Genomic DNA, 19,777 nt, shown 5'->3' on the forward strand with positions numbered 1-19,777 from the left:
GGCCACCCCATTTCGATTATTCTTTAACGTTAATTAATTTAGCGCAGGCATCCTCTTCCTCGAACTTGCTGTCCAGCTTCGCCGTTAAGACAATGATGAACTTACGGGAGCGGATATCCTTGTCGACTTCAATTCGAATATTGCGTGAGAAGCCGAGAATGATATTTTTCGGATGTGTCAGAATGATATCGGACGCATCATATTGCGCGTCTCCCTCTCCGACTGCGTACGGCTGGATATTGGATACCCCTTTTACCGGTACGCCGAATGCTGTGGACAAGCCGCCCTGAACAGCCTGGTCCCCAAGATTTGTCTGGCGGTCCGCCACGCGGTCCTTCCATTCAACTTCTAAGCCGTGCGATGTATAGAATCTGAATTCCTGAGGGATGCGCAAATATTTTGGCGGAACAGCCTTTAAGCCTTTTTTAAATGTCGCTCTGGACAGTTCTTCACCGTTCATATCGACGATGTGTGACACTGCTTGTTTACGGATGCCGTCCAGCTGCGCCAGGTATGGATCTGCTGATGCAGTATCTCCGTTTACGATCAGCTCTTCAATATCAACTGCCGCCCGCTCTGCTAAAATTTGCATGATCGTTTGCTGCAGTCCGCCTTTTTCAATATTGTTTTCGAGCGTGTCGTACGTAATGTTAATTTCCGCAATGACTTCCTTTGTGTTCAGCTGGACAGTGCTTGTCGTCGGAACCGTCAGTTCGTCTGCTGTCAGCGCCTTTCCTTCTTGAGCCGCGCGCAAAATACGCTGGCCGAAGCCGATTTTCTCAAATTTTTGCGAATCGTTTTCCATTTGAATCACGCGGGATTCACTGAAAATCGTCGGCGTGTTTTGCACCATGCGGATAAAAGCTGATGCTTGTGCAGGGTTCATGAGCCCGCCGCTTTTTAAAGCAGAAAGCGACATTTCCGCTTTCCGAATGATCTCTTGATTTCTCAATTGATTTCCTCCTCTTTGACTGGTTTACAGCAGTCCGCTCCAGATTGATTTTTTGACTTGCTCTGTATTGCCGGCCGCATCGTCCGCCGTCTGTTTAGAGGCTCCCCGAGCTTTTTCCAGGGCCTCAATGCGTTCGATCAGCGGGGCAATCATGTCCTCAACGAGCTTCTTCAGGCGCTCGTCATCTCCCGTCTGCTCCGGTTTTTCCTCTGTTTCTGTGTTTTTTTCAATTGTCTCCAGCCGTTTGAGCAACGGATACAGCGCATGCTCGATTGATTCCCTCATGTCTTCTTTCCTCATTTCTTCAGTCTCCTTTCCTGTTTTGTCGGCCAGCAGCTGCTTAAATACGCTTAGAAATCCGGCTTTTTCAACCGGTTCTTCTTCATATACATCAGCAGTGCCCGCCATGCTGTAGCCGGTGATGATGCCGGCTTTGATTTGTTCCCACACCTCATCTGACGCTCTTGTCACAAGCACCCACGAGCCCTTTGTAATCCGTTTTGTTCCGATGATAAAATCATCGGGCGCCACATAGGATTCAACGACCACGCCTGTGCCGCCTTCAAAGCTGTGATTGATATCAATCTCCCGCGCGTCTGCAAGAAAGCCATGCGCCGCTTTTTCAATTTCTTCTGCGGTCATATAGTCGCCGTGGGCATCTGGAACATCAGGCTCATACACAATTCCGTATACGAGCTTTTGTTCATCCTGCTCGCTTTTCGTAAACAGCCGAACTTTTTTTTCAAATGACGGAGGTTCGGCTGACTTCGTAAAGAAAAATTCTGTCTGGTTTGCCGCCTTGTCCACATAGCTGACAAAGCTGATTTTGGCATTTTTCAATTCCCGCGCCACCTGCTTGATTCACCTCCCTTCAGGACGTTTTGATATCTTCGATGCTGTCCTTCAGCTCCTGCATAAGTGCTGTCAGATTTGTCTTTTCAGCATCCTGTCCGGCAGGGCGTTTGTAAATGTCCTCCGGCCACTCCTCAAGCGTTTTGCCGAGCACCCGTCCGGCAAGGTCTCGCAAATCATTCGGCGAAACGGCTCCAGCTGTAATAAAAGGACCGAGCACTTTCGCAATCTCAAGCGGATCACGAAAGTCCGGTCCTTTTAATGTCAGCCTCACATCATGAAGATTCAGCTCCGGCAAAAGCAGTGTGTTCAATTTGTTGACAAGCGTTTTCCGCTCTGGCTGAAACACCTGCTCCTCCGTAATTTTTCTCGCTGTATCAGCCGTAGCCCGGTTGTATTCCTGAGCTTCTCCCGTATAAAGCGGCGGCAGACGGAAAGCAGAGCGCAGCTTATTTCTGCTTTTTTCATCATATTCAAGAAACAAGGCGTCGTTTTGCAGGATTTCCGCAAGGGATTTGATTTCCACAGAAACCGGCGTGATATCTTCACCGCCGTGAAGATCCTTCTCCTTCGCGATGCCTTCCGCCTCAATCAGAAGAAATTTATGGGCGTTTTCCACACCTTCAAGGTCATTCATATACTCCTGCAGTTCCCGGTAAGAAGCTTCAGACAGCATCCCGTTTTCCACCGTAATCGCCGCGGGTACGTGACGCCCCTGCTTAAAGTACATAAAATTGAGCTCTTCCGCTTTCCGGGCGCCGTATAAATTGACGATATTGCCTACCCAGCGGGGCACGCCGTATACGCCGCTTCCGATTTTAAGATGGATCACTTCGTTTGCTTGGTGCTTTTCAGCCAGTGTGCTGACATATTCGCCCGTGCGCATGTCCATTTTTCGGGGATCGCCGTATTCTTTGAAAAATACTTTTTTTCCATTGATCATCTGCACAAATTTCCGAAACCGTTTTTGCCTTTTGATTCTCTTCACTTTTCCGTTTTCTTCATACATAAAAGATACTTCAACAGGCTCGCCGGCTCCGCATACGCGCATATATTTCACATCCAAATATTCAATGCCGGCCGGTTTTCCCATCCCGTCGCGAAGTACTTCCATAAAGCCGTTTCCGGTTTTTTCCCTGTCTTCAATGGCATAGCCTAAAATCATTTCAGCAGATTCATCAAAGTGAAGGCATTTGTAAAAGGCTTCAAGTCTGGCCCAGTCTTTTTCTGCTTTTTTCTTTTTCTCCTGGTCGACATCAGTGGCGTTGACATCAAACGTGTACTCCACATCAAAACCAAAACCAGTAATATTCACTCTGTACGCATCAATGCATTGCTGAAGAATGGTTGAGTATTCAGCAATTGTTTTGAGCTCGGTGATATTGTAGGGCGGAGCGATGATATCCTCTCCGTACAAATCAGAAAAGTCGTCTTCATAAATTTGCTTTGTCTGAGGAGCAGATGCATTGGCTTTTAAAACCGTTGCTCTGACTGTTTGATTGTGCGGCATTTATGACCTCCTCCTTTCTCGGTTCGGACGGATTCGTTTTTGCGCTGTTTCCTTCACATCTGCGACCTCATAATCATCGAGCGCATACCAAATAGCAGAAAGCGTATGCGGGTCAATCGTGAATTCATCTTCAATCAGCGCGCCGTTTTTATCTTTGGCGTACGTCAGTGTCTTGAGCTCATAGATGACATTTTCACAGCGGTCCGAACAGAAGATCTTTTTGAATCGTTTCACCTTTTTGGTGTATTGAAGCCTGGAGCCGGGAAACTTCCTGGCTCCGACCATCCGAAAACCCTGCTGGCGGAAATATTGAATGCTTTTCGGCTCAGCAGAGTCGGCTTTGATCATTTCCTGTGTTTCAGCCAATTCCCGCAGCTCCTCAGCCGTCTTGTCATCTGTCATTTTGTTTTTATAATACTCCCAATAAATGTAGAGATATTTCTTATCAGGATCGACGGCGAGACGGACGACAGCATTGTAGGATTCTTCAAAACCAAAATCCATGCCTGTGCGAAGGATCGGCTGGCTGATGGCGGCAATACGTTCTTCGATACGGTCGTGCGGGAGCACCTCAAACTGCGGCAGCACCCTGATTCCATTGACGCCGAACCTGCCTTTACGGGCAATTCGGTATAAGTCAGGATCATATTCCTTCAGTCCGTCAAGCTGCCTGATATAGCTTTTCGGGAGAAAGAGGTTGTCGTTTGCCGTGGAATGATGGTAATACGTATCTCTCCTGACAAGTGTCCGCTTTTCGTAAAGCTCGCTGTCATCCAGCACAAACCGCTGATTGCGTTCATCCCGAAAAAAATGCCGGTACGTCCAATTGGAGGTGCCGACGGGATTGGTGGTGCAAATCATGTGCAGCTTTAGCTCAGGGTGGCGAAGACGGCCGATTAATTCCTTAAAGCCTTCATACTTCACCTCAGAGCACTCTTCAATCCATATTAAAGAAATGTTGTGAACAGATTTCAGCTTCGCCGGGTTGTCCATTCCTTTGAACATGATCCGGCTGCCGTTTTGAAACCGCAGCTGAAGCGGGGAAGAAAGTGCTGCGGCTGCCTTCGTGAGACCAAGCTCTCCAATCACCTCTTCAAATAAAGCGAAGGTCGAATCCCGGTGGGTATCGAACACCTCGCGTATGACGAGCGCCGTCCGCTTTTCCTTCAACAGCTTTAACACGATTTTCAGCGCCGTATGATAGCTTTTTGATGAGCCGTAGCCGCCGACGAGAAACTGGTACGTCTGCTCCCAATTGAACACGTAATCTTCAAAATGAGGATTGATTTCTTTTACAATCATGCCTTGTCCTCTTTTCGTTTGATCATGATTTCAATTGGCTCGCGGCCGTCATCAGTTTTTTCCGCTTTTTGTTTCGCGAGCTTTAACTTCTCATTTTCTATTTTTTGTTTAAATTGATCCGGAAACAAATCAAAGTATAATGACAGCTTTTCAAGTGCTTTCATCTTATCGGCAAGCTTAATGGCGATGCCTTCCTTGCCGAGCTTTGCCTCCGTGACAATTGTGCCGTCAACGAGATCGGAGTCTTTGACGTCGACAAAGCTGATTTCCTTCATGATCGGGTTATCATCTTCATCAAACAGCGGTCCCGACTTTCCGACGGCCTGCACCTCTTTTTTGCCAAAGGTCACATAATCCGTGATATCGGCGAACGCGATTTTGACATATACCTGCAAAACGTCCATCGCTTCAATAAACACTTCATTCACCATTTCTTTTTTTATCCGCCTGATTTCAGCGGCAACCTTTTCATTCTTTAACAGCCTGCAGCCCGTCACATGGGCGCTGTCCGGAGAATAGCCCGCCTTGATCGCTGACTGTGTCGCATTGAAGCTTTTTACGTAGTACAGGCAGAACAGCCGCTGCCGTTCATTTAATTCATCGTTTTCTATGCGGCGCTGCTTATGTCCGTTTTCAGAAAACAAGGCTTCTTTCCATCCGTCCTGTTTTTTCCAGATGCCGATTGTTTTCGCCGAAACGCCGATTGTGTCTGCAATGGCCCGGTTTGTGATATTTCCCTGATGGTGCTGATAGATTGCTAATGCTTGTTCTCTCTGTTGTGTTTTCATGCTACGGCATCACCGCCACCTCCAGCATGGATTTCTATTCATAAAAACGGCTGGTTATGCCGTCCGCTTATGTGTCATGCTCTTTTCACTTATAGGTGGCAAACGTATGACAAGCATTCAGGCAAGCGATCGGTTTATTTCCTCCTGCTGTCTTTGCATCTTTAATAAAGCCCGTTTGATTGTTGTCTGCACAGTTGATTTTTTGACGCCAAGAAGATCGGCAATGCGTTCATAAGAAAAGCATTCCACCTTGTGCAGCAAAAACATTTCTTTCTCCCTGTCCGTTAAAAGGGATAAAGCTTCTCGGATTCTCTCCCTGTCTTCCTCAGATACCTGTCCGTCCGGCTCAAACATCATATCGCAAGAAAATGATTCTATGATTCTTGGATCTTTGATCATCAGCCGCTGATACGCATCACGCCGGTCAATTGCCCGTCTGATGCCGGGCTGTCTTCCTTTTTCAAGCCATTCTGTTACATATTCAAGGTCTGTGATGATGTTTCTGATAATCTTTTTATCCTTCATGTCCTCAGCTGAGAGCACTGATTCATCTGCTTCAGCGAGCGGTTTATATTGTGTTCTTGTTTGTTTTAATGTGCGTTTATATTCAAATAATAAGTCTTGCATTCTATGATTCCTCCTCATTTGTGCAATAAAAAAGCGGACACCAATCAACGCACAAATGCTGTGCATGTTGATCAGTGTCCGCAGGCTTTCCGTCTTGGACGTATTCTTTTTTCGCTTTAATTTAATTTGTAGCCGATTTCAAATTCTACGCGGGCAAGGTCTCCCTTTCTCGTTTCAACAAGCGTTTTCCCGTGCTCCGGAGCTTCTGTGATCCAGGCTTCTTGCTTTATGCCGTCGACTATAATAACGCGGATTTTCCCATCCTCAAGCTGGCTGTCGAGCGTTATGGAATCAATATTTACGAGTTTTTTAGGGTTGATCATATGTCATTTCCTTCCTTTCGGGTTCAGCGCTTTTGTTGGCTGCTTCTAATACCTTTATGATGTGCTCCTTTGAATGAGCGGAATTCCCGTTCAGAAAATCCAGCGCCGCTTTAGCCGCTTCCTTCAGCTCAGGTGCGGCTGCCATCAATTTGGCATTGCTTATTTGCGAAAAAGAGCTGAGGTCAAATACAGCGGCGATCAGCCGGCCGTTTGAATAAGGGAATCTCTCTTTTTCTTCTTCACTGTAAGCAGAATAGATATAAATTGGCTTCTCATCCCCGCATGCGACAGCACGCCACGGCGCAGGACTCATTTCAAATTGTTTTGTTTCCGGCATCTGCTTCACTTCCCGTCATCCTTGTACCATTGTTCGATGTTTTTTTCTGTCCGCTTCGCCCGAAACAGCAACGCGAACAGAGCAGCCAGCTGTTTAATCACGGGCATTCAGCCCCGCTTTTCCGGCTGTCAGCATTTGTTCCAGCTTTTGAATAACCGGCGTTAAATCATTGCCGGACCGGCAGTTCGGACATGGATGAAAAACCGCTCCGATCCCGGTATGTTCAACAATTACTTTCTTTGACTTACAGAGCTTGCACATTATCTGATGCCCTCCAATCTATGATTCAGGTCATACGCTGTTCCTTTGATAATCACTAAATAATCACTGCACATTTCATAGATTCTCGTGCCGATCGCTTCATCAACCCGGACGAGCGTTTCAATCGTAAGCTCGCTTGAAAGCAGAATCGGTTTATGATTTAAGTAGCGGTAGTTCAAAACGGAATACATTTGTTCCAGCTGCCAATCAGTGGCGCGCGGTTTGCCGTTTACCGGTTTAAAGAGATCATCAATGAACAGCACGTCTGCCTGCTTTATTCGGTTCAGCTTGGCTTCCAAAAGATCAAAATCATTTTTTAAATCAGTAAAGCCTTCGACGAACGGAAAATAAATGACCGGCACATGGCGCTTTCTCATCAGGTCATTGGCCGCAGCGGTAAGAAGATGTGTTTTCCCGGAACCGGGCTGACCCAAAAGGGCGATACTGTTTTTCCGGCTGTCCTTGATTTGTTCATAATCCGCCACAAACTCTTTGGCGCATTCAAACGCGTCCTTGACGGCCTGTGGCTTCCCTTGGGTGCGGAATTCATGAAAGCCAAGCTGTCTGAAGGCAGGAGTAATTTCACTGACGCCAAGCAGCCGTTTTACTTTTCGTTCTGCCATACAGCTGCACATTGTCCACACTTCCAGACCGTCTTGCCGGCTGAGATATCCTCCCTGATCCTTGCATCGCTGGCAATCATACCGGCTTGCGTCTGATTCGGCCGGTTTGTCCGCCAGTAATGGACGTCTCCCTTTTCTCAACTCGTCTAAAATCTGCTCGATTGTATGTTTTGTCATTACTTTCATTCCTCTCATGGTGTATTGCGGCGGTCTTTTTGGCTTGCTGCGCGAAAAATCGGTCTTCGATGAATTTCGAACAGTAGCGAAAGGCCTTTATCGTTTCTGAAGCAGCGGTTCGCCGGTTTTCAAAAGCTTGAAAACATTCCTCAAGCCATTTGATTGTTTGCGTTACAGGAACGCCAATGGCGACAATACGGGCGATGGCTTGATAATCTCTGGAGGAAGGATACACGGTGCGTCCTTCTTGAGCCGACCGTAATTGTGTAAACCGCTTCGCAATGTGATCCACTGCATCATCAGCAGCAGTATATGTTTTTGTTTTATCTATATTAGAGCGGTCTTCTTTGTCCTGTGCCAGCGGCGAAAATGACCGCTCATTATCGCTGCGGTGTGCAGTTTTGTCCGATCTGAAGCTGAATTTTTTAGAGTGCTTCACAGAAATCATGAGTCCGTATGGCGCGCGGGCAGCCTTTATGTATCCATGTCTTTCAAGAAGTTCCAGCCATCTTCTGACTGTTTTTTCACTTACACCGAATACTGCCGCCATCTCTCTTGCTTTTAATGGCTTATGGCCGAGCACAATTCCCCAGCTCACGCCGTCCTTTTCATTTTCTTTTGTCGTTGAGCTGATAAACCAGAGAAACAGCCACAGGGCCGAGCCTATTTTGTCATAATGTTCTGAATTCAACAGCCCTGAATACATAGGAAAAGGATAGCTTTTATCCATTTTCATTGCGTTTCACCTCTTCTTTTAACAGCAAGTACGCTTGAAATTGTTCTCGATTTTCAAATTGGAATACCGGAAGGCCGCATGCCGTAAAAGAAATGGAGCCGCCGGATTGTCCGAGATGGCGCTGATCTATCGGATGTTCACTAAAAACGATTTGAATCGGATGCATGTGATCACTCCCCCGATTTGTTCTTGATACAATTCGTATCAACTGTTACCAAGTATAAACGATACATTATGTATCATCAAGTTATTTTTGATACTTTTTTTATCATAACTTTATTTTGATACAGATTGTATCTATAATCATAAGTAACTTAGGGAGTTTAAAAAAGAGAGGTCATAGTATGATAGGCGGCAGATTGAAGAGTCTCAGAGGGAAAAGGACACAGGAAGAAATCGCATCTCACATCGGTGTATCGCGCGCACGATATTCTCATTATGAAAACGGGCGAAGCGAACCTGATTACGACACACTGCAAAAGCTGGCTGATTACTTCCAAGTGACAACGGATTACTTATTAACAGGAAAAGAAAAAAAATCTGATGATGATATGTTTTCTGATCCGGACTTGCAGCTCGCATACCGGGATATGCAGGATTTTTCCCCTGAAAGCAAACAGCAGGCCATCGAATTTATCAACTATTTAAAAGAAAAAGAGAAAAACCGGAAACCGAAAAACAAATAAATATTTCTCTGTTCTCTAAAACATATAAAAAATAGACCGATATAAAGAAAAGTGTTTATTTTTTAAAGAAAAGGGAAAGATTTCAACACACTTTTTAGTCCTAAACGGGCTTTTCTTTCTCGCTACAAACAGAACGTATGTTCGAAAGGGAGTATTCAATTGGGCGATTACTTATCACATCTGGAGGAATACGTAAAAAATTTATACAGCCGGCTGGGCATCACCTCTCCCCATCACATTGACATGCTGAAAATCGCAAACGATCTTGATATATGGGTTCATTTCGAGGATATGGGAAGCATGATGGTGAAATACGACGGCATGTACAGTATCATATTGAACCAAAGAAAGTCCCAGGAAGAGCAATGGGAGGATTTTGGCCATGAACTGTGCCACGTATTAAAGCATGCAGGCAATCATTTTCAGATGAACAAGCTCTTCAGGGAGCTGCAGGAATTTCAGGCGAACCAATTTATGTACCACTTCTGTGTGCCAACCTTTATGCTGTTGCAGATGGAACTGCCGCAATGGAGAAGTCAGGCTCTTGCAACCATTGCGACGGTATTCCGGGTGACAAAGGACTTTGCTGAGAAAAGACTTGAAATGTTTGAACGGCGTAAAGCAGGTATTCAATTTCAGAAGCGGCTTGCTTATTTATTATCTGATAAGCGGCCAAAAGCGGAATATGAGGAAGATCAGCCCCCATTACAGGTAGCGGAAGCAAAAGCACTGTACAATATCAGAAGGCGCGGCTGACATGAAAACGGTCTGGGGACATATGTCCTCAGACCGCAGAGAAACTAGCATTTTGACATGGGAGGCATCGTATCATGCAACCACTTCGGTGCCGGTTTAAGATGAGGTTCCGGACCAAATGCAATCGGAGCCGGTATATATCTGAATTCTCCCCGGCCGTCAAATGATTCGCCATGAGCCCACCTTCCCTGTGAGCTTTCATCCCCTCTGGAAAAGTTAAATAGGTCATAGGATACTTCCTGCTTTTCTAGCTCACGCTCACGCGGAAATGTCGTGGGAACGACAATATCCCGTTCTCTTTCTTCCAGCTCTTTAATCGCTGCATACCACATATTTTGATGATAAGTATCCCTCGCAATCAAAAATGACAGCATATCTCTTACCCCGGGATCATCAGTCATGGCGTAAAGCCGTGTCACCTGAAGGCGCCCCTGAGCTTCCGCATTTAAGTTTGCACGGAAATCCGCCAGCAGATTTCCGCTTGAGATAATGTATTTTGCATTCCACGGATAACCCTCACTATCTGATGCCATCGCACCCAAGCCGGACACAATAGCGTGCTGAGGATTCATCCCTGACATCACTGCTGCAATAGCGGGGTTGCTTTTGTAAGCATTCTCCTGTACATCAGCGGGAGCATCATCCAGAAGCCTGGAAATCATCGTAGCCAACATTTCCACATGTCCGATCTCTTCCGTCCCCACATCACATAGCAAATCTTTATACTTGGCATCCGCCCTGCAGTTAAAACCCTGAAACAAATATTGCATCATCACACTAATTTCACCAAATTGGCCGCCCAGCACCTCTTGGAGCTTTTTCGCATAAACAGGATCCGGATGGGAAGGCTTTGCCTGATACTGAAGCTCTTTAATATGATAAAACATCGTTTATTCCTCCCTGCGCATTCAAACAATCACAGCATATGAAGGAATAGGCAGTTATTGCAGGTCCTGCTTGCTTCTTCCATAAAAACCAAGCTTAACGGCATTCACATATCGAGAAAAAAGATTGTTTTCTATGTATTGTCCCTTACGGCAGCCAAAATTGTGAAACAGCGCGCTCCGCTGCGCCGTACTCAATTCCAGCTGCAGCCCCATCTCCCTTTTCGTCCGATTGACGATATTTTGCGGATGAACACCTGCCAGCCGGTCTTTTTCACTGACCAGTTCCGCACTGAAACCTGCCTCATTCAGCAACTCGCAAATGGCTTCTGCTTTTATCCGATCCGCGCCCCCGACCAATGTATGCGGCTTTTTCAGATCATGATAGCCGTGAAATGCCAGCGCGAATCGGTGGGCGTTTACTTTTTCTATGGCAAGCGGTTCATCAAAACGAGTGCTTGTCAGGTGGAGCGAACGGTTGTTGCGCTGCTTCAATCCTTCAAAGATATAAATGGAACTTTGATCAGCAAATGCCCGCACCAGTTCGCTGACGCCCGGCTCAATTCTTCCGCCGTGAGGGCCGATGACAATATGCTCGCTCCCGCTGTTCTCTTCATAAATAATCCGGTATTCCGATTCAGACGCAGAAAGAGATAAAAAACTGTCATACATATCTTTCATGTTAAGCGCTCTCCTTTATCAGTCAGCACCAGTTTACTCTACTCATCTATGAATGAAAACCTTTTTATCGTATTTCCATATCAGGAGATATATGAAGGGATTTATCGATATCTTGCTGGAATGTGTCAACTCTTTCAACAGCTGAGGCGATAGAAAAGTAAGCACTTATTTTACTAGAAAGAAAAACTGCGGCGTTTAAATGGGGGCCTTATGCGGTCGATCTACAGGTGGATTAAGTATAAATGTTATAAATCATTCTTTTAAAAGGCTTATGTAAGCTGGCACGCTATCCATTTTTATCAGTTTGTTTTTGAAAACAGCCTTTTTTTGATAACGAATACATTTGACCATACCATCTCTTTTTTAATCCATATAATAAAACTGATCAAACATTAAAGGAGGCGTTAGTATGGGTTATTATAAAAAATATAAAGAAGAGTATTACACTTACAAAAAGAAGTACTACAAGAAGTATTACGACCACGATAAAAAGTATTATGATGATCATGAGAAAGATTATGATTGCGACAAAAAATACTATGACCATGACAAAAAATATTATGACCACGGCAAAAAGTGTTATGATCATGACAAGCATGACTATGATTACAAAGTAGAATATAAAAAGTATTACTAAACCTTTAACGTTCTATTTCTTTTCCCCGGTGATCACCGGGTCTTTTTATTTTCTATTTTATTGCTCGAAGGTTTTTTGCTTTTCTAGATTTCTTGTTAACTTTATGCCTAGCAAATTGTTCATAACTCTTAACATCCTATTGTGGCACGGCACTCTCCTGCTGTGCCAAATCAGTCAAAAGGTTCTTGCTGCCGTTTGTATGTAAGGTAAAAAAGGAAGCTCCATCCAAGTGAAGCTTCCTTTTTTCATTATAGTTTTTGTTCAATTTCAGCTTTCGTTTTCGGCCCGTAAATGCCGTCTGCCGTTAATCCGCTGACAGATTGAAAGCGTTTGACAGCATTTGCTGTTTTTGGCCCATATACACCGTCCACCCCATGATTCTTCGCCCCTTTATCAGGATAAAAATAAAGAGCTGCCAGCGCAGTCTGAACCTGCTTTACTTTTGTGCCTTTTGTCAGCGGGCTCGTTACTTTGATTACCCCCGATGGCAGCGGATAAGAGGATGCGGCATGGCTTTTAGAGGAAGAGGCAGTCCCGGAAAGCTTGATCTCCTGTCCGACTTTAATGTAATTTGGATCAGTGATGTGATTTAAGCTTTGCAGAGTTTTCACACTGATACCGTGTGATGCTGCAATGCCGGACAGCGTATCTCCTTTTTTCACATGATACACTTGCGCAGAAGGAGAAACCTTTTTCGCTGAGGCGCTGCCGTTTAATTCCGCTTCAATTGCCGCCTTGACTTGCTCCCAGCGCCCCTCTGATAAAATGCGGTGCGGGCAGTATTTTCCGTTCCAGTCTTGGTGCTTTCTGACTCGATCAATTCCCCAGCCCCGCTCCTTCAAAAGCTGTGCCACAAAAGAGATCGCCAATGCCTCGGCTGCCTCGTACTTTGGGCCTCCCGATTTGCTGTAGCAAATTTCAACGCCAATCGACTTGCGGTTTCCTGTACCGTTTGTGCCGTCACCAGTATGCCAAGCGTTACGGTTAAGCGGCAATCCCTGAATCACCTCTTTATCATCAACCGCGAAATGAAAGCTTGTCGAGCTGGTGTTCCCAATCATGTAGCTAATTTCGTTGGCAGCGGACGCGTCGTTTGCCGTGTTGTGAATGGTAATGTATTCAGCGGACATCGCATTCGGGCATTTCAGCGCGTACTTCGCCTCAGAAACCACATTTTTCTTCACTTGAATGCTCACCTATCATCTCTCCTTTTTCTTTTTTCATCAATAGGTGGCATTCGTAGGACGAAAAGCACCGCTATATGGATAATTGTGCTAAGCTAAAGTTCAAAAGGGGGAGACATTCTTGAATACGTACTTAATGCTGACTACGAGAACAGATCAATTCAATCAGGAGCATGCAGCCGGACACTATGAATTTTTGGACCGCCTGCAGGCAGAAAAACGCTTAAAAATGTTCGGGCCTTTCAGCGATGCCACAGGCGGAGCATACGTCATCAAAGCGGGCTCACTGGAAGAGGCGCGCGAAATCGGACAAGCTGATCCATTGGTGTTCAGCGGGTCCTCTGAGCTGACCATTAAGGAATGGAAGCTGAAATAAAAAAGACCCTTCCGCAACCGGAGGGTCTTTTTTTGTCATCATCATGTTTGATTGCGTGCCGCAATATGAAATGTTTTTCCCTCTGTATCTGCTGTTTCTCCTGCATGGACCATCACCTGAGTAAAGCTGAACCCGACCGCAACGAGCAACAAACCTGTCATCCATTTAGATTTCATATAAACAATCTCCTCTCTGGATTTGTTTTTGTGCGTGTACCATTTTCTCATAAAAGGAAAGTGCTTTTTCAGGCTGTCCATTCTCTATATAGTATTGGGCAGCATCATGCGCCAGCTCTTCAATGTAAGGATACAGCATATGTTCTTCAAGAAATTGAAAGGTGTGTGAGACTGATTCTGTGTCAATGTTTTTTCCGTATAACGCATGTAAAAATTGAAAAAGCTCCACGAATAATTCATCACTATACTGACGGGCGATTTCCAATCCTTGACGATATTGCTTTTGCGCTTCGGCATCATTTTTTTGTTTATACAGAACTTGTGTTAATGAGTAGATAGAATGCGGAAGATTATCGAACTTTTCCGACTTGCAAATAGAAACAGATTTCTCAAAGTATTCGGCTGCCTTTTGCAGTTCACCCATTTTCTCGTAACAGTTCCCGAGATTGTAAAGGGCCGAACTGATCAGGCGGGGATTGCCTTCTTTCTTTGCAAGATCTAAAGCCAGTTCTAAATGGGGCAATGCTCTTTCTGGATACTGCATATCATCATAATTACCTGCAATAACGAATTCACATTGGATTCTGCGGACAGTGTACGTTTCATACATCTGATACGTTTCTAACGCCTGAACGGCATAGCTCATAGAGACATAAGTCTGCTTTAAATTGTAAAAGATCTCAGCCATTTTAAAAGCAAATTCAGCTTTTTCAATGTCGTCTGACACAAGGGCAAGGTTCTTTTCTGCCCTCTTATAGTACATCATGGCACTGACAAACATTTTCTGCTTAAATTCATACATCCCGCGAAAAAAGTTAAAGTAGTATTCGAGCAGTCCTGTCAGCTTGTACTGATTCCCCTCGATGTCTTCTAATAATTCTGAAAACTCCAGCTGCGAGGTGTCCTCTCCCAAAGGCTTAATGTAATCCAGCATAACACGGTGCCTAAATTCCATTAAAGAATAATACAGCAGCAAATCTTGATCTTCTTCCATATCCTCGATTTCTCTTTCTACTTCGAGCTTGACCCGTTCGGCTTCAGCTACGTGAAACTGCCGGATATGGGTATACCATTCATTAATTTTAAGCCCGACATAAGAGGACGGAATAGTCTGCTTCATCCTCAATTAATCCCCCCTTTTATATACCCGAGATATGTCATATTTTATCATATTTACAAGAAAAAGAAGAACGCAAAAAGACCGCAATTGTCGAATTTCGGCTAACCGCAAAAAAATACAATCACTTCTCAGCATATTGCTTGTTAATTTATGCCCATTGATATAGGATTTCATTGCACCATTTATTTTTACATATGGAGGAGATTCTATTGAGCCAATCCACTCAAATTGTGAGTCACTTTTTGTCACATCGCAATGTGACGATTGAGCTGACAGAAAAAATCAGCAAAAATCATTACAGCTACAAACCGACGGAAACATCAATGTCAGCAGAAGAGCTTGTCAAGCACATCCTGACGACTTTCCATCTGTTCGCAAATGTCATTAAAGAAGGCAATGCCTCACCTTTTCAAAACCAGCAGGAAGAAACGGAAACAGATCTCAATGTTTTGGCTAAAGCGTTTACAGAAAAAACGGCTGCCATCCTTGAGCAGCTCACTGAGGAACACCTTGACAGAGAAATTGACCTGACAGCCACTTTCGGAAGAAAAGTCACTGGCAGCGCATTGCTTCAGCTTGCGATGGAGCATGAAATTCACCATAAAGGCAACCTGTTTGTTTATGTAAGAGAAATGGGCCATACGGAGCTGCCGTTTTATCAGCAGCGTATGTAACCTAAAGAAAAGATACCTGATCTAAAGGTATCTTTTTTTATTGCCTTCAGTTCACTACCGTATCCAACACACCGCGATTCCCAGTGACAGCCGATATTTGCATATAGCTGACTGGTTGACCTCATTCAGCCAAATACCGACCGGAATTACCTGTTTTAACCGGTCAAACTCAATCCCATCTCGTCCTGACACTCATTATAGGGCAAATGAATAAAGATATTGAGCATACAAAAATCAATGAAACACACGTACAAATATTCAAAAAATTTAATTGATTAAAGCGACCTAATCATATATAATCTGATAAAAATAGTCGGGTTTTCAGGAGGCCTTTATCATGAGTGTTAGCATCATTTTGATGGGTTTGTTAGTCGGTGTCTTAGTCGGATTGACAGGTGTAGGCGGAGCTGCGCTTTTAACTCCTCTTTTAATAGTGCTTGGAATCAATCCTTCCATTGCAGTCGGTACGGACCTTGTCTATAACTCGATCACCAAGCTGTTTGGTGTTGCGTCCCATTGGCGGCAGAAAACAATCAATTTTAAATTGGTAAAATACTTAGCCATCGGCAGTATTCCGAGTGCTTCTATAGCCATTGGCATACTTCATTTGTTTCCCGCCTTCCACCAGCATCAGGAAGAGATTATTAAACACGCTCTTGGTTATGTGTTGACCCTAGTTGCCATTTCGATCATCGTCCGCCTGTTTCTGGACAAAAAACTTCGCCCGAACCGCTGGCAGCTGATGCCGCTCGAAGACAAGCGAATGCTTACGATTCTTATCGGTGTCGTGTTTGGGTTTATCGTCGGCTTAACGTCGATCGGTTCCGGCTCGTTGTTTGCGATTGCTATGCTGTACTTATTTAAAATGAAAACATCCGACATTGTCGGAACAGATATTGCGCATGCTTTTCTGCTCGTTACTGCGGCAGGTATTTTAAACGCAAGCTTCGGGAGCGTTGATTATTTGTTAGCGGCCAATTTGCTTATCGGTTCCATTCCGGGGGTGCTGGTTGGCAGTCATCTCTCACCTAGATTTTCACCCCGTCCGCTGCAATTTATTATGGCATCCATTATCTTAATCAGCGGTTTGAAGCTGATTTAACCAAGAAGGCTATCCTGAACAGGATAGCCTTTCTTGGTTTATAGCGTCACACCCGATTTAAAAATGGCAAGCTCTCTGAAGTCATTTTTTTCGTGATTCACTAGCTCTCCGCTTGCAACCTTCGTGATATAATCGATAAACTCACGAAGCACAAATTCCTCATGAACATCATCCTCTGCTAAGAGACCTGCGTTAAAATCAATCCAGTGCGGCTTCGTCTCGTACAGCTGTGTATTCGTCGCCACCTTTACCGTTGGAACAAAAGTGCCGAACGGCGTGCCTCGCCCCGTTGTAAACAAAACAATGTGGCAGCCGGCTGCAGCCAATGCGGAGGAGGCGATTAAATCATTGCCGGGTGCGCTCAATAGCGTCAGTCCGTTTGTCTGAAGCACTTCACCGTATTTTAATACATCTGAGACAGGAGAAATCCCCGCCTTTTGCGTGCAGCCCAGCGATTTATCCTCAAGGGTGGAAATGCCGCCTGCTTTGTTTCCTGGCGAAGGGTTTTCGTACACCGGCTGATCATGCTGTATAAAATATTGTTTAAAATCATTGATTAAATCGACAATCTTATGGAATACCTCTTCATTGGCAGCCCGCTGCATCAGCAGCGTTTCCGCACCGAACATCTCCGGCACCTCCGTCAGCACCGTGCTGCCTCCCTGCGCAATGATATAATCAGAAAATCGTCCGAGCAATGGGTTCGCTGTGATGCCGGAAAAACCGTCAGACCCCCCGCATTTCAACCCTATTTTCAGTTCAGAAAGCGGGATGTCTTCCCGTTTATCCCCTTTGGCCGCTTCATGGATGTCCTTCAGCAATGCGACACCTGCCTCCATTTCGTCTGTCACCGACTGGGATTCAAGAAACTTCACCCGATCCTTGTTGACATCCTGAAGCGCTTTTTTCATTGCTGCCAGCTCGTTATTTTCACAGCCGAGCCCCAGCACCAAGACACCGCCGGCATTTGGATGGCGAATGGCGTTCAGCAGGATTTGCCTAGTATTTTCGTGATCATCGCCAAGCTGTGAGCATCCGTATTGATGTTTTAGCACTAATACGTTGTCAAATGGGGCAATATCCCCCGTTTCTCTGACAAACCGCTGAAGCATTTTTTCGGCAATTCCATTGACACAGCCGACGGTTGGCACGATCCACAATTCATTGCGAACACCGGCATTGCCGTTTTCTCTTCTATATCCTTTAAATGTCCGATCCTCATGTGTGTATGGATTTTGTTCAAATCTCGGTGTATAACTGTACGTTTGGATATCAGATAAATTTGTTTTTGCATTATGAACATGAATATGCTCCCCAATAAAAATATCTTTTAACGCATGCCCGATCGGAAACCCGTATTTGATGATGCTGCCGTTTTCCTTTATATGCTGCAATGCAATCTTATGGCCTCTTTTAATATCATCTTTTACTTCAATCGATATGCCGTCCGCGTTCAGCAACTCCCCCTTCTGAATATCACGCAGAGCAAGCAAGACATTATCCTGTCTATGAATTTTTATAAATGATTTCACAGCACTTTCCCCCTTTGCAGACAGCATTGTTCAAGAGCCCGCTCCATTCCCAGTTCTTGAATATCATTCAAGTAATCAGCGACTCTCTCAGTCAGCTTCGGAATTTCATTCAGATTTGCTCCCCACAGCCATTGTTCTCCTAATAAGGCTGAAGCGATACGGAGCATATCTCCGGTCTCCTGATTCCAAACCTCTTGGAAAAATTGAAGAACAGCCGGGTCATCCTGCATTTCCTTATTTCGATAAACATACAGAAGCGCGCTGAATGAAAACACTAAACGTGCAGGAAGCTGACCCTTTTGTTCAACATATTCCTGAAGGGTCGGCAGGTTTCTCGTTTTGAACTTTGACACTGAATTCAGTGCAATGCTTTCCACATAATGTTTGATGTACGGGTTTTTAAAGCGATTCAGCACATCCTCCGCATATTGAGCAAGCCCTTCCATTTTCAAAACAGGAAGTATTTCATCATGAATCAGCTCCTCAACAAAGCGCCCCACTGCCGGATGTTCAACTGAATCACGCACCGTTTTCAAACCGTATAAAGAAGACACTGACGTCATTGCCGTATGCGCGCCATTTAAAATTCTCACTTTTTTCGTCCGGTATGGGGTCAGATCGCTTACAATCTTTGTATGAAGACCGGCTGCCGCAAAAGGCAATTCTTCTCCAATCCAATTCGGCCCTTCAATCACCCATAAATAATACTGTTCTCCCACAACAACCAGTTCATCTTGATAGCCTAATTCCGCAGTGATCTCATTAATGCTGTCTACAGGAAAACCGGGAACAATGCGGTCTACTAAACTATTACAAAACGTGTTGGCGTTCTGAATCCATTGCGTAAACCCCTCTTCCAGCTCCCATAGATCAGCATAATGCAGAATCGCTTCCTTCAGCTTTTGCCCGTTATTCTCAATCAGCTCACACGGAATCAAGACACACCCTTTTGTCTCGTCTCCAGCAAAAGCCTGGTAGCGAAAGTACAGAAAAGCTGTTAATTTCCCTGGAAATGTTTTTTGCGGCCTATCCTCTAAGCGGTCTTCTTTCTCACAAACAATACCAGCTTCGGTCGTATTAGAAATGATAAAACGCAGTGCTTCGCTTGAAGCCAACTTTTTGAACTCGTCATAGTCGGAAAACAGATCAATCCCGCGGCTGATTGAATTGATAATCATCTTTTCGTTTACCGCTTCTCCATCCTTCATTCCCTGTAAAAAAAGAGTATACAAGCCATCCTGGTCATTTAATCTTTTGATTTTCTCTGAACCTCTCGGCTGTACAACCGCCACACTTCCATTGAAATCAGTATGCCGATTCAATTGTTCAATTTGCCAATCGACAAACGCCCGCAGAAAATTTCCTTCTCCAAATTGGAGAATCCTTTCCGGATACTGTGTATAGCTTTCGTACAATTTTTTATTCAGCTTTTGCACCGTCATTGCCTCCCTTTCGGATTTATGCACACGTTAACATTTTTC

Annotated in this window: 25 protein-coding genes; 6 read left to right on the forward strand and 19 right to left on the reverse strand. The window is 44.8% G+C overall.

Features of this window, described 5'->3' with window-relative positions:
• Positions 1 to 16 precede the first annotated feature (16 nt).
• The 12 genes from H7F27_RS14125 to H7F27_RS14180 form a co-directional block, all read right to left on the reverse strand.
• Positions 17 to 952, reverse strand: a complete 936-nt coding sequence (locus H7F27_RS14125) for a phage major capsid family protein (protein ID WP_024121066.1) — start codon at positions 950 to 952, stop codon at positions 17 to 19.
• Between the two features lie 24 nt (positions 953 to 976).
• Complete coding sequence (locus tag H7F27_RS14130; protein WP_024121065.1) at positions 977 to 1,804, reverse strand: XkdF-like putative serine protease domain-containing protein; 828 nt, start codon at positions 1,802 to 1,804, stop codon at positions 977 to 979.
• 19 nt (positions 1,805 to 1,823) lie between these two features.
• Positions 1,824 to 3,314 (reverse strand): phage portal protein, encoded by a 1,491-nt coding sequence (locus H7F27_RS14135; RefSeq protein ID WP_024121064.1) that lies wholly within the window; start codon positions 3,312 to 3,314, stop codon positions 1,824 to 1,826.
• Entirely contained in the window at positions 3,315 to 4,616 is a 1,302-nt protein-coding gene (locus tag H7F27_RS14140; protein ID WP_185848051.1) for a PBSX family phage terminase large subunit, read from the reverse strand. It lies immediately after the preceding gene.
• A complete protein-coding gene (locus H7F27_RS14145) occupies positions 4,613 to 5,404 on the reverse strand; it encodes a terminase small subunit (protein WP_185848052.1) in 792 nt (263 codons plus the stop codon). The genes H7F27_RS14140 and H7F27_RS14145 overlap by 4 nt, the downstream gene beginning before the upstream one ends.
• 117 nt (positions 5,405 to 5,521) lie before the next feature.
• Positions 5,522 to 6,031, reverse strand: coding sequence for a sigma-70 family RNA polymerase sigma factor (locus H7F27_RS14150; protein ID WP_024121061.1), 510 nt, complete (start codon positions 6,029 to 6,031; stop codon positions 5,522 to 5,524).
• Positions 6,032 to 6,147: 116 nt separating this feature from the next.
• Complete coding sequence (locus H7F27_RS14155; RefSeq protein ID WP_024121060.1) at positions 6,148 to 6,354, reverse strand: XtrA/YqaO family protein; 207 nt, start codon at positions 6,352 to 6,354, stop codon at positions 6,148 to 6,150.
• Positions 6,341 to 6,691 carry a phage portal protein gene (locus tag H7F27_RS14160; protein ID WP_253295357.1) on the reverse strand — a complete coding sequence of 117 codons (351 nt, stop codon included), beginning with the start codon at positions 6,689 to 6,691 and terminating at the stop codon, positions 6,341 to 6,343. The genes H7F27_RS14155 and H7F27_RS14160 overlap by 14 nt, the downstream gene beginning before the upstream one ends.
• Positions 6,692 to 6,784: 93 nt before the next feature.
• Positions 6,785 to 6,952 (reverse strand): hypothetical protein, encoded by a 168-nt coding sequence (locus H7F27_RS14165; protein WP_185848053.1) that lies wholly within the window; start codon positions 6,950 to 6,952, stop codon positions 6,785 to 6,787.
• The gene (locus H7F27_RS14170; protein ID WP_185848054.1) at positions 6,952 to 7,752 is read right to left on the reverse strand and encodes an ATP-binding protein; all 801 of its coding nucleotides are present in this window, start codon (positions 7,750 to 7,752) and stop codon (positions 6,952 to 6,954) included. The genes H7F27_RS14165 and H7F27_RS14170 overlap by 1 nt, the downstream gene beginning before the upstream one ends.
• Positions 7,652 to 8,488 (reverse strand): phage portal protein, encoded by an 837-nt coding sequence (locus H7F27_RS14175; protein WP_095713504.1) that lies wholly within the window; start codon positions 8,486 to 8,488, stop codon positions 7,652 to 7,654. The genes H7F27_RS14170 and H7F27_RS14175 overlap by 101 nt, the downstream gene beginning before the upstream one ends.
• On the reverse strand, positions 8,475 to 8,654 hold the full coding sequence (locus H7F27_RS14180; protein WP_095713505.1) for a hypothetical protein: 180 nt from the start codon (positions 8,652 to 8,654) through the stop codon (positions 8,475 to 8,477). Before H7F27_RS14180 ends, H7F27_RS14175 begins: the two co-directional genes overlap by 14 nt.
• A gap of 178 nt (positions 8,655 to 8,832) precedes the next feature.
• Between H7F27_RS14180 and xre the strand changes: the two genes are divergently transcribed.
• Both xre and H7F27_RS14190 read left to right on the forward strand, forming a co-directional pair.
• Positions 8,833 to 9,174 (forward strand): HTH-type transcriptional regulator Xre, encoded by a 342-nt coding sequence (gene xre / locus H7F27_RS14185; protein WP_024121054.1) that lies wholly within the window; start codon positions 8,833 to 8,835, stop codon positions 9,172 to 9,174.
• Positions 9,175 to 9,333: 159 nt separating this feature from the next.
• Positions 9,334 to 9,930, forward strand: a complete 597-nt coding sequence (locus tag H7F27_RS14190) for an ImmA/IrrE family metallo-endopeptidase (RefSeq protein ID WP_095713506.1) — start codon at positions 9,334 to 9,336, stop codon at positions 9,928 to 9,930.
• 44 nt (positions 9,931 to 9,974) lie between these two features.
• Here the strand turns inward: H7F27_RS14190 and H7F27_RS14195 are convergent, their stop codons facing one another.
• Positions 9,975 to 10,817 (reverse strand): manganese catalase, encoded by an 843-nt coding sequence (locus H7F27_RS14195; RefSeq protein ID WP_185848055.1) that lies wholly within the window; start codon positions 10,815 to 10,817, stop codon positions 9,975 to 9,977.
• A gap of 54 nt (positions 10,818 to 10,871) precedes the next feature.
• Positions 10,872 to 11,495 carry a poly-gamma-glutamate hydrolase family protein gene (locus tag H7F27_RS14200; protein WP_024121051.1) on the reverse strand — a complete coding sequence of 208 codons (624 nt, stop codon included), beginning with the start codon at positions 11,493 to 11,495 and terminating at the stop codon, positions 10,872 to 10,874.
• A 409-nt stretch (positions 11,496 to 11,904) separates the two neighbouring features.
• On the opposite strand from H7F27_RS14200, the gene H7F27_RS14205 reads away from it, so the two are divergent.
• On the forward strand, positions 11,905 to 12,132 hold the full coding sequence (locus H7F27_RS14205) for a hypothetical protein (protein WP_024121050.1): 228 nt from the start codon (positions 11,905 to 11,907) through the stop codon (positions 12,130 to 12,132).
• Positions 12,133 to 12,380: 248 nt separating this feature from the next.
• Here H7F27_RS14205 and H7F27_RS14210 read toward each other — a convergent pair whose 3' ends face one another.
• A complete protein-coding gene (locus H7F27_RS14210; RefSeq protein WP_185848056.1) occupies positions 12,381 to 13,328 on the reverse strand; it encodes an N-acetylmuramoyl-L-alanine amidase in 948 nt (315 codons plus the stop codon).
• Positions 13,329 to 13,437: 109 nt separating this feature from the next.
• Between H7F27_RS14210 and H7F27_RS14215 the strand changes: the two genes are divergently transcribed.
• The gene (locus H7F27_RS14215) at positions 13,438 to 13,692 is read left to right on the forward strand and encodes a YciI family protein (RefSeq protein ID WP_024121048.1); all 255 of its coding nucleotides are present in this window, start codon (positions 13,438 to 13,440) and stop codon (positions 13,690 to 13,692) included.
• Positions 13,693 to 13,733: 41 nt separating this feature from the next.
• On the opposite strand, the gene phrA is transcribed toward H7F27_RS14215, so the two are convergent.
• Both phrA and rapA read right to left on the reverse strand, forming a co-directional pair.
• On the reverse strand, positions 13,734 to 13,868 hold the full coding sequence (gene phrA / locus H7F27_RS14220) for a phosphatase RapA inhibitor PhrA (RefSeq protein WP_024121047.1): 135 nt from the start codon (positions 13,866 to 13,868) through the stop codon (positions 13,734 to 13,736).
• Complete coding sequence (gene rapA / locus H7F27_RS14225; protein WP_081638280.1) at positions 13,858 to 14,994, reverse strand: response regulator aspartate phosphatase RapA; 1,137 nt, start codon at positions 14,992 to 14,994, stop codon at positions 13,858 to 13,860. The genes phrA and rapA overlap by 11 nt, the downstream gene beginning before the upstream one ends.
• Before the next feature lie 203 nt (positions 14,995 to 15,197).
• On the opposite strand from rapA, the gene H7F27_RS14230 reads away from it, so the two are divergent.
• Positions 15,198 to 15,662, forward strand: coding sequence for a DinB family protein (locus H7F27_RS14230; RefSeq protein ID WP_101860768.1), 465 nt, complete (start codon positions 15,198 to 15,200; stop codon positions 15,660 to 15,662).
• Positions 15,663 to 15,999: 337 nt separating this feature from the next.
• Positions 16,000 to 16,764 (forward strand): sulfite exporter TauE/SafE family protein, encoded by a 765-nt coding sequence (locus H7F27_RS14235; RefSeq protein ID WP_044156273.1) that lies wholly within the window; start codon positions 16,000 to 16,002, stop codon positions 16,762 to 16,764.
• Positions 16,765 to 16,802: 38 nt separating this feature from the next.
• On the opposite strand, the gene H7F27_RS14240 is transcribed toward H7F27_RS14235, so the two are convergent.
• Together H7F27_RS14240 and H7F27_RS14245 are read right to left on the reverse strand one after the other, a co-directional pair.
• Positions 16,803 to 18,296, reverse strand: a complete 1,494-nt coding sequence (locus H7F27_RS14240) for a UxaA family hydrolase (RefSeq protein WP_185848057.1) — start codon at positions 18,294 to 18,296, stop codon at positions 16,803 to 16,805.
• Positions 18,293 to 19,732, reverse strand: coding sequence for a tagaturonate reductase (locus H7F27_RS14245; RefSeq protein ID WP_185848058.1), 1,440 nt, complete (start codon positions 19,730 to 19,732; stop codon positions 18,293 to 18,295). Before H7F27_RS14245 ends, H7F27_RS14240 begins: the two co-directional genes overlap by 4 nt.
• Positions 19,733 to 19,777 lie beyond the last annotated feature (45 nt).

It is taken from the genome of Bacillus sp. PAMC26543 (genome assembly GCF_014250375.1).
Lineage (GTDB): Bacteria > Bacillota > Bacilli > Bacillales > Bacillaceae > Bacillus > Bacillus halotolerans.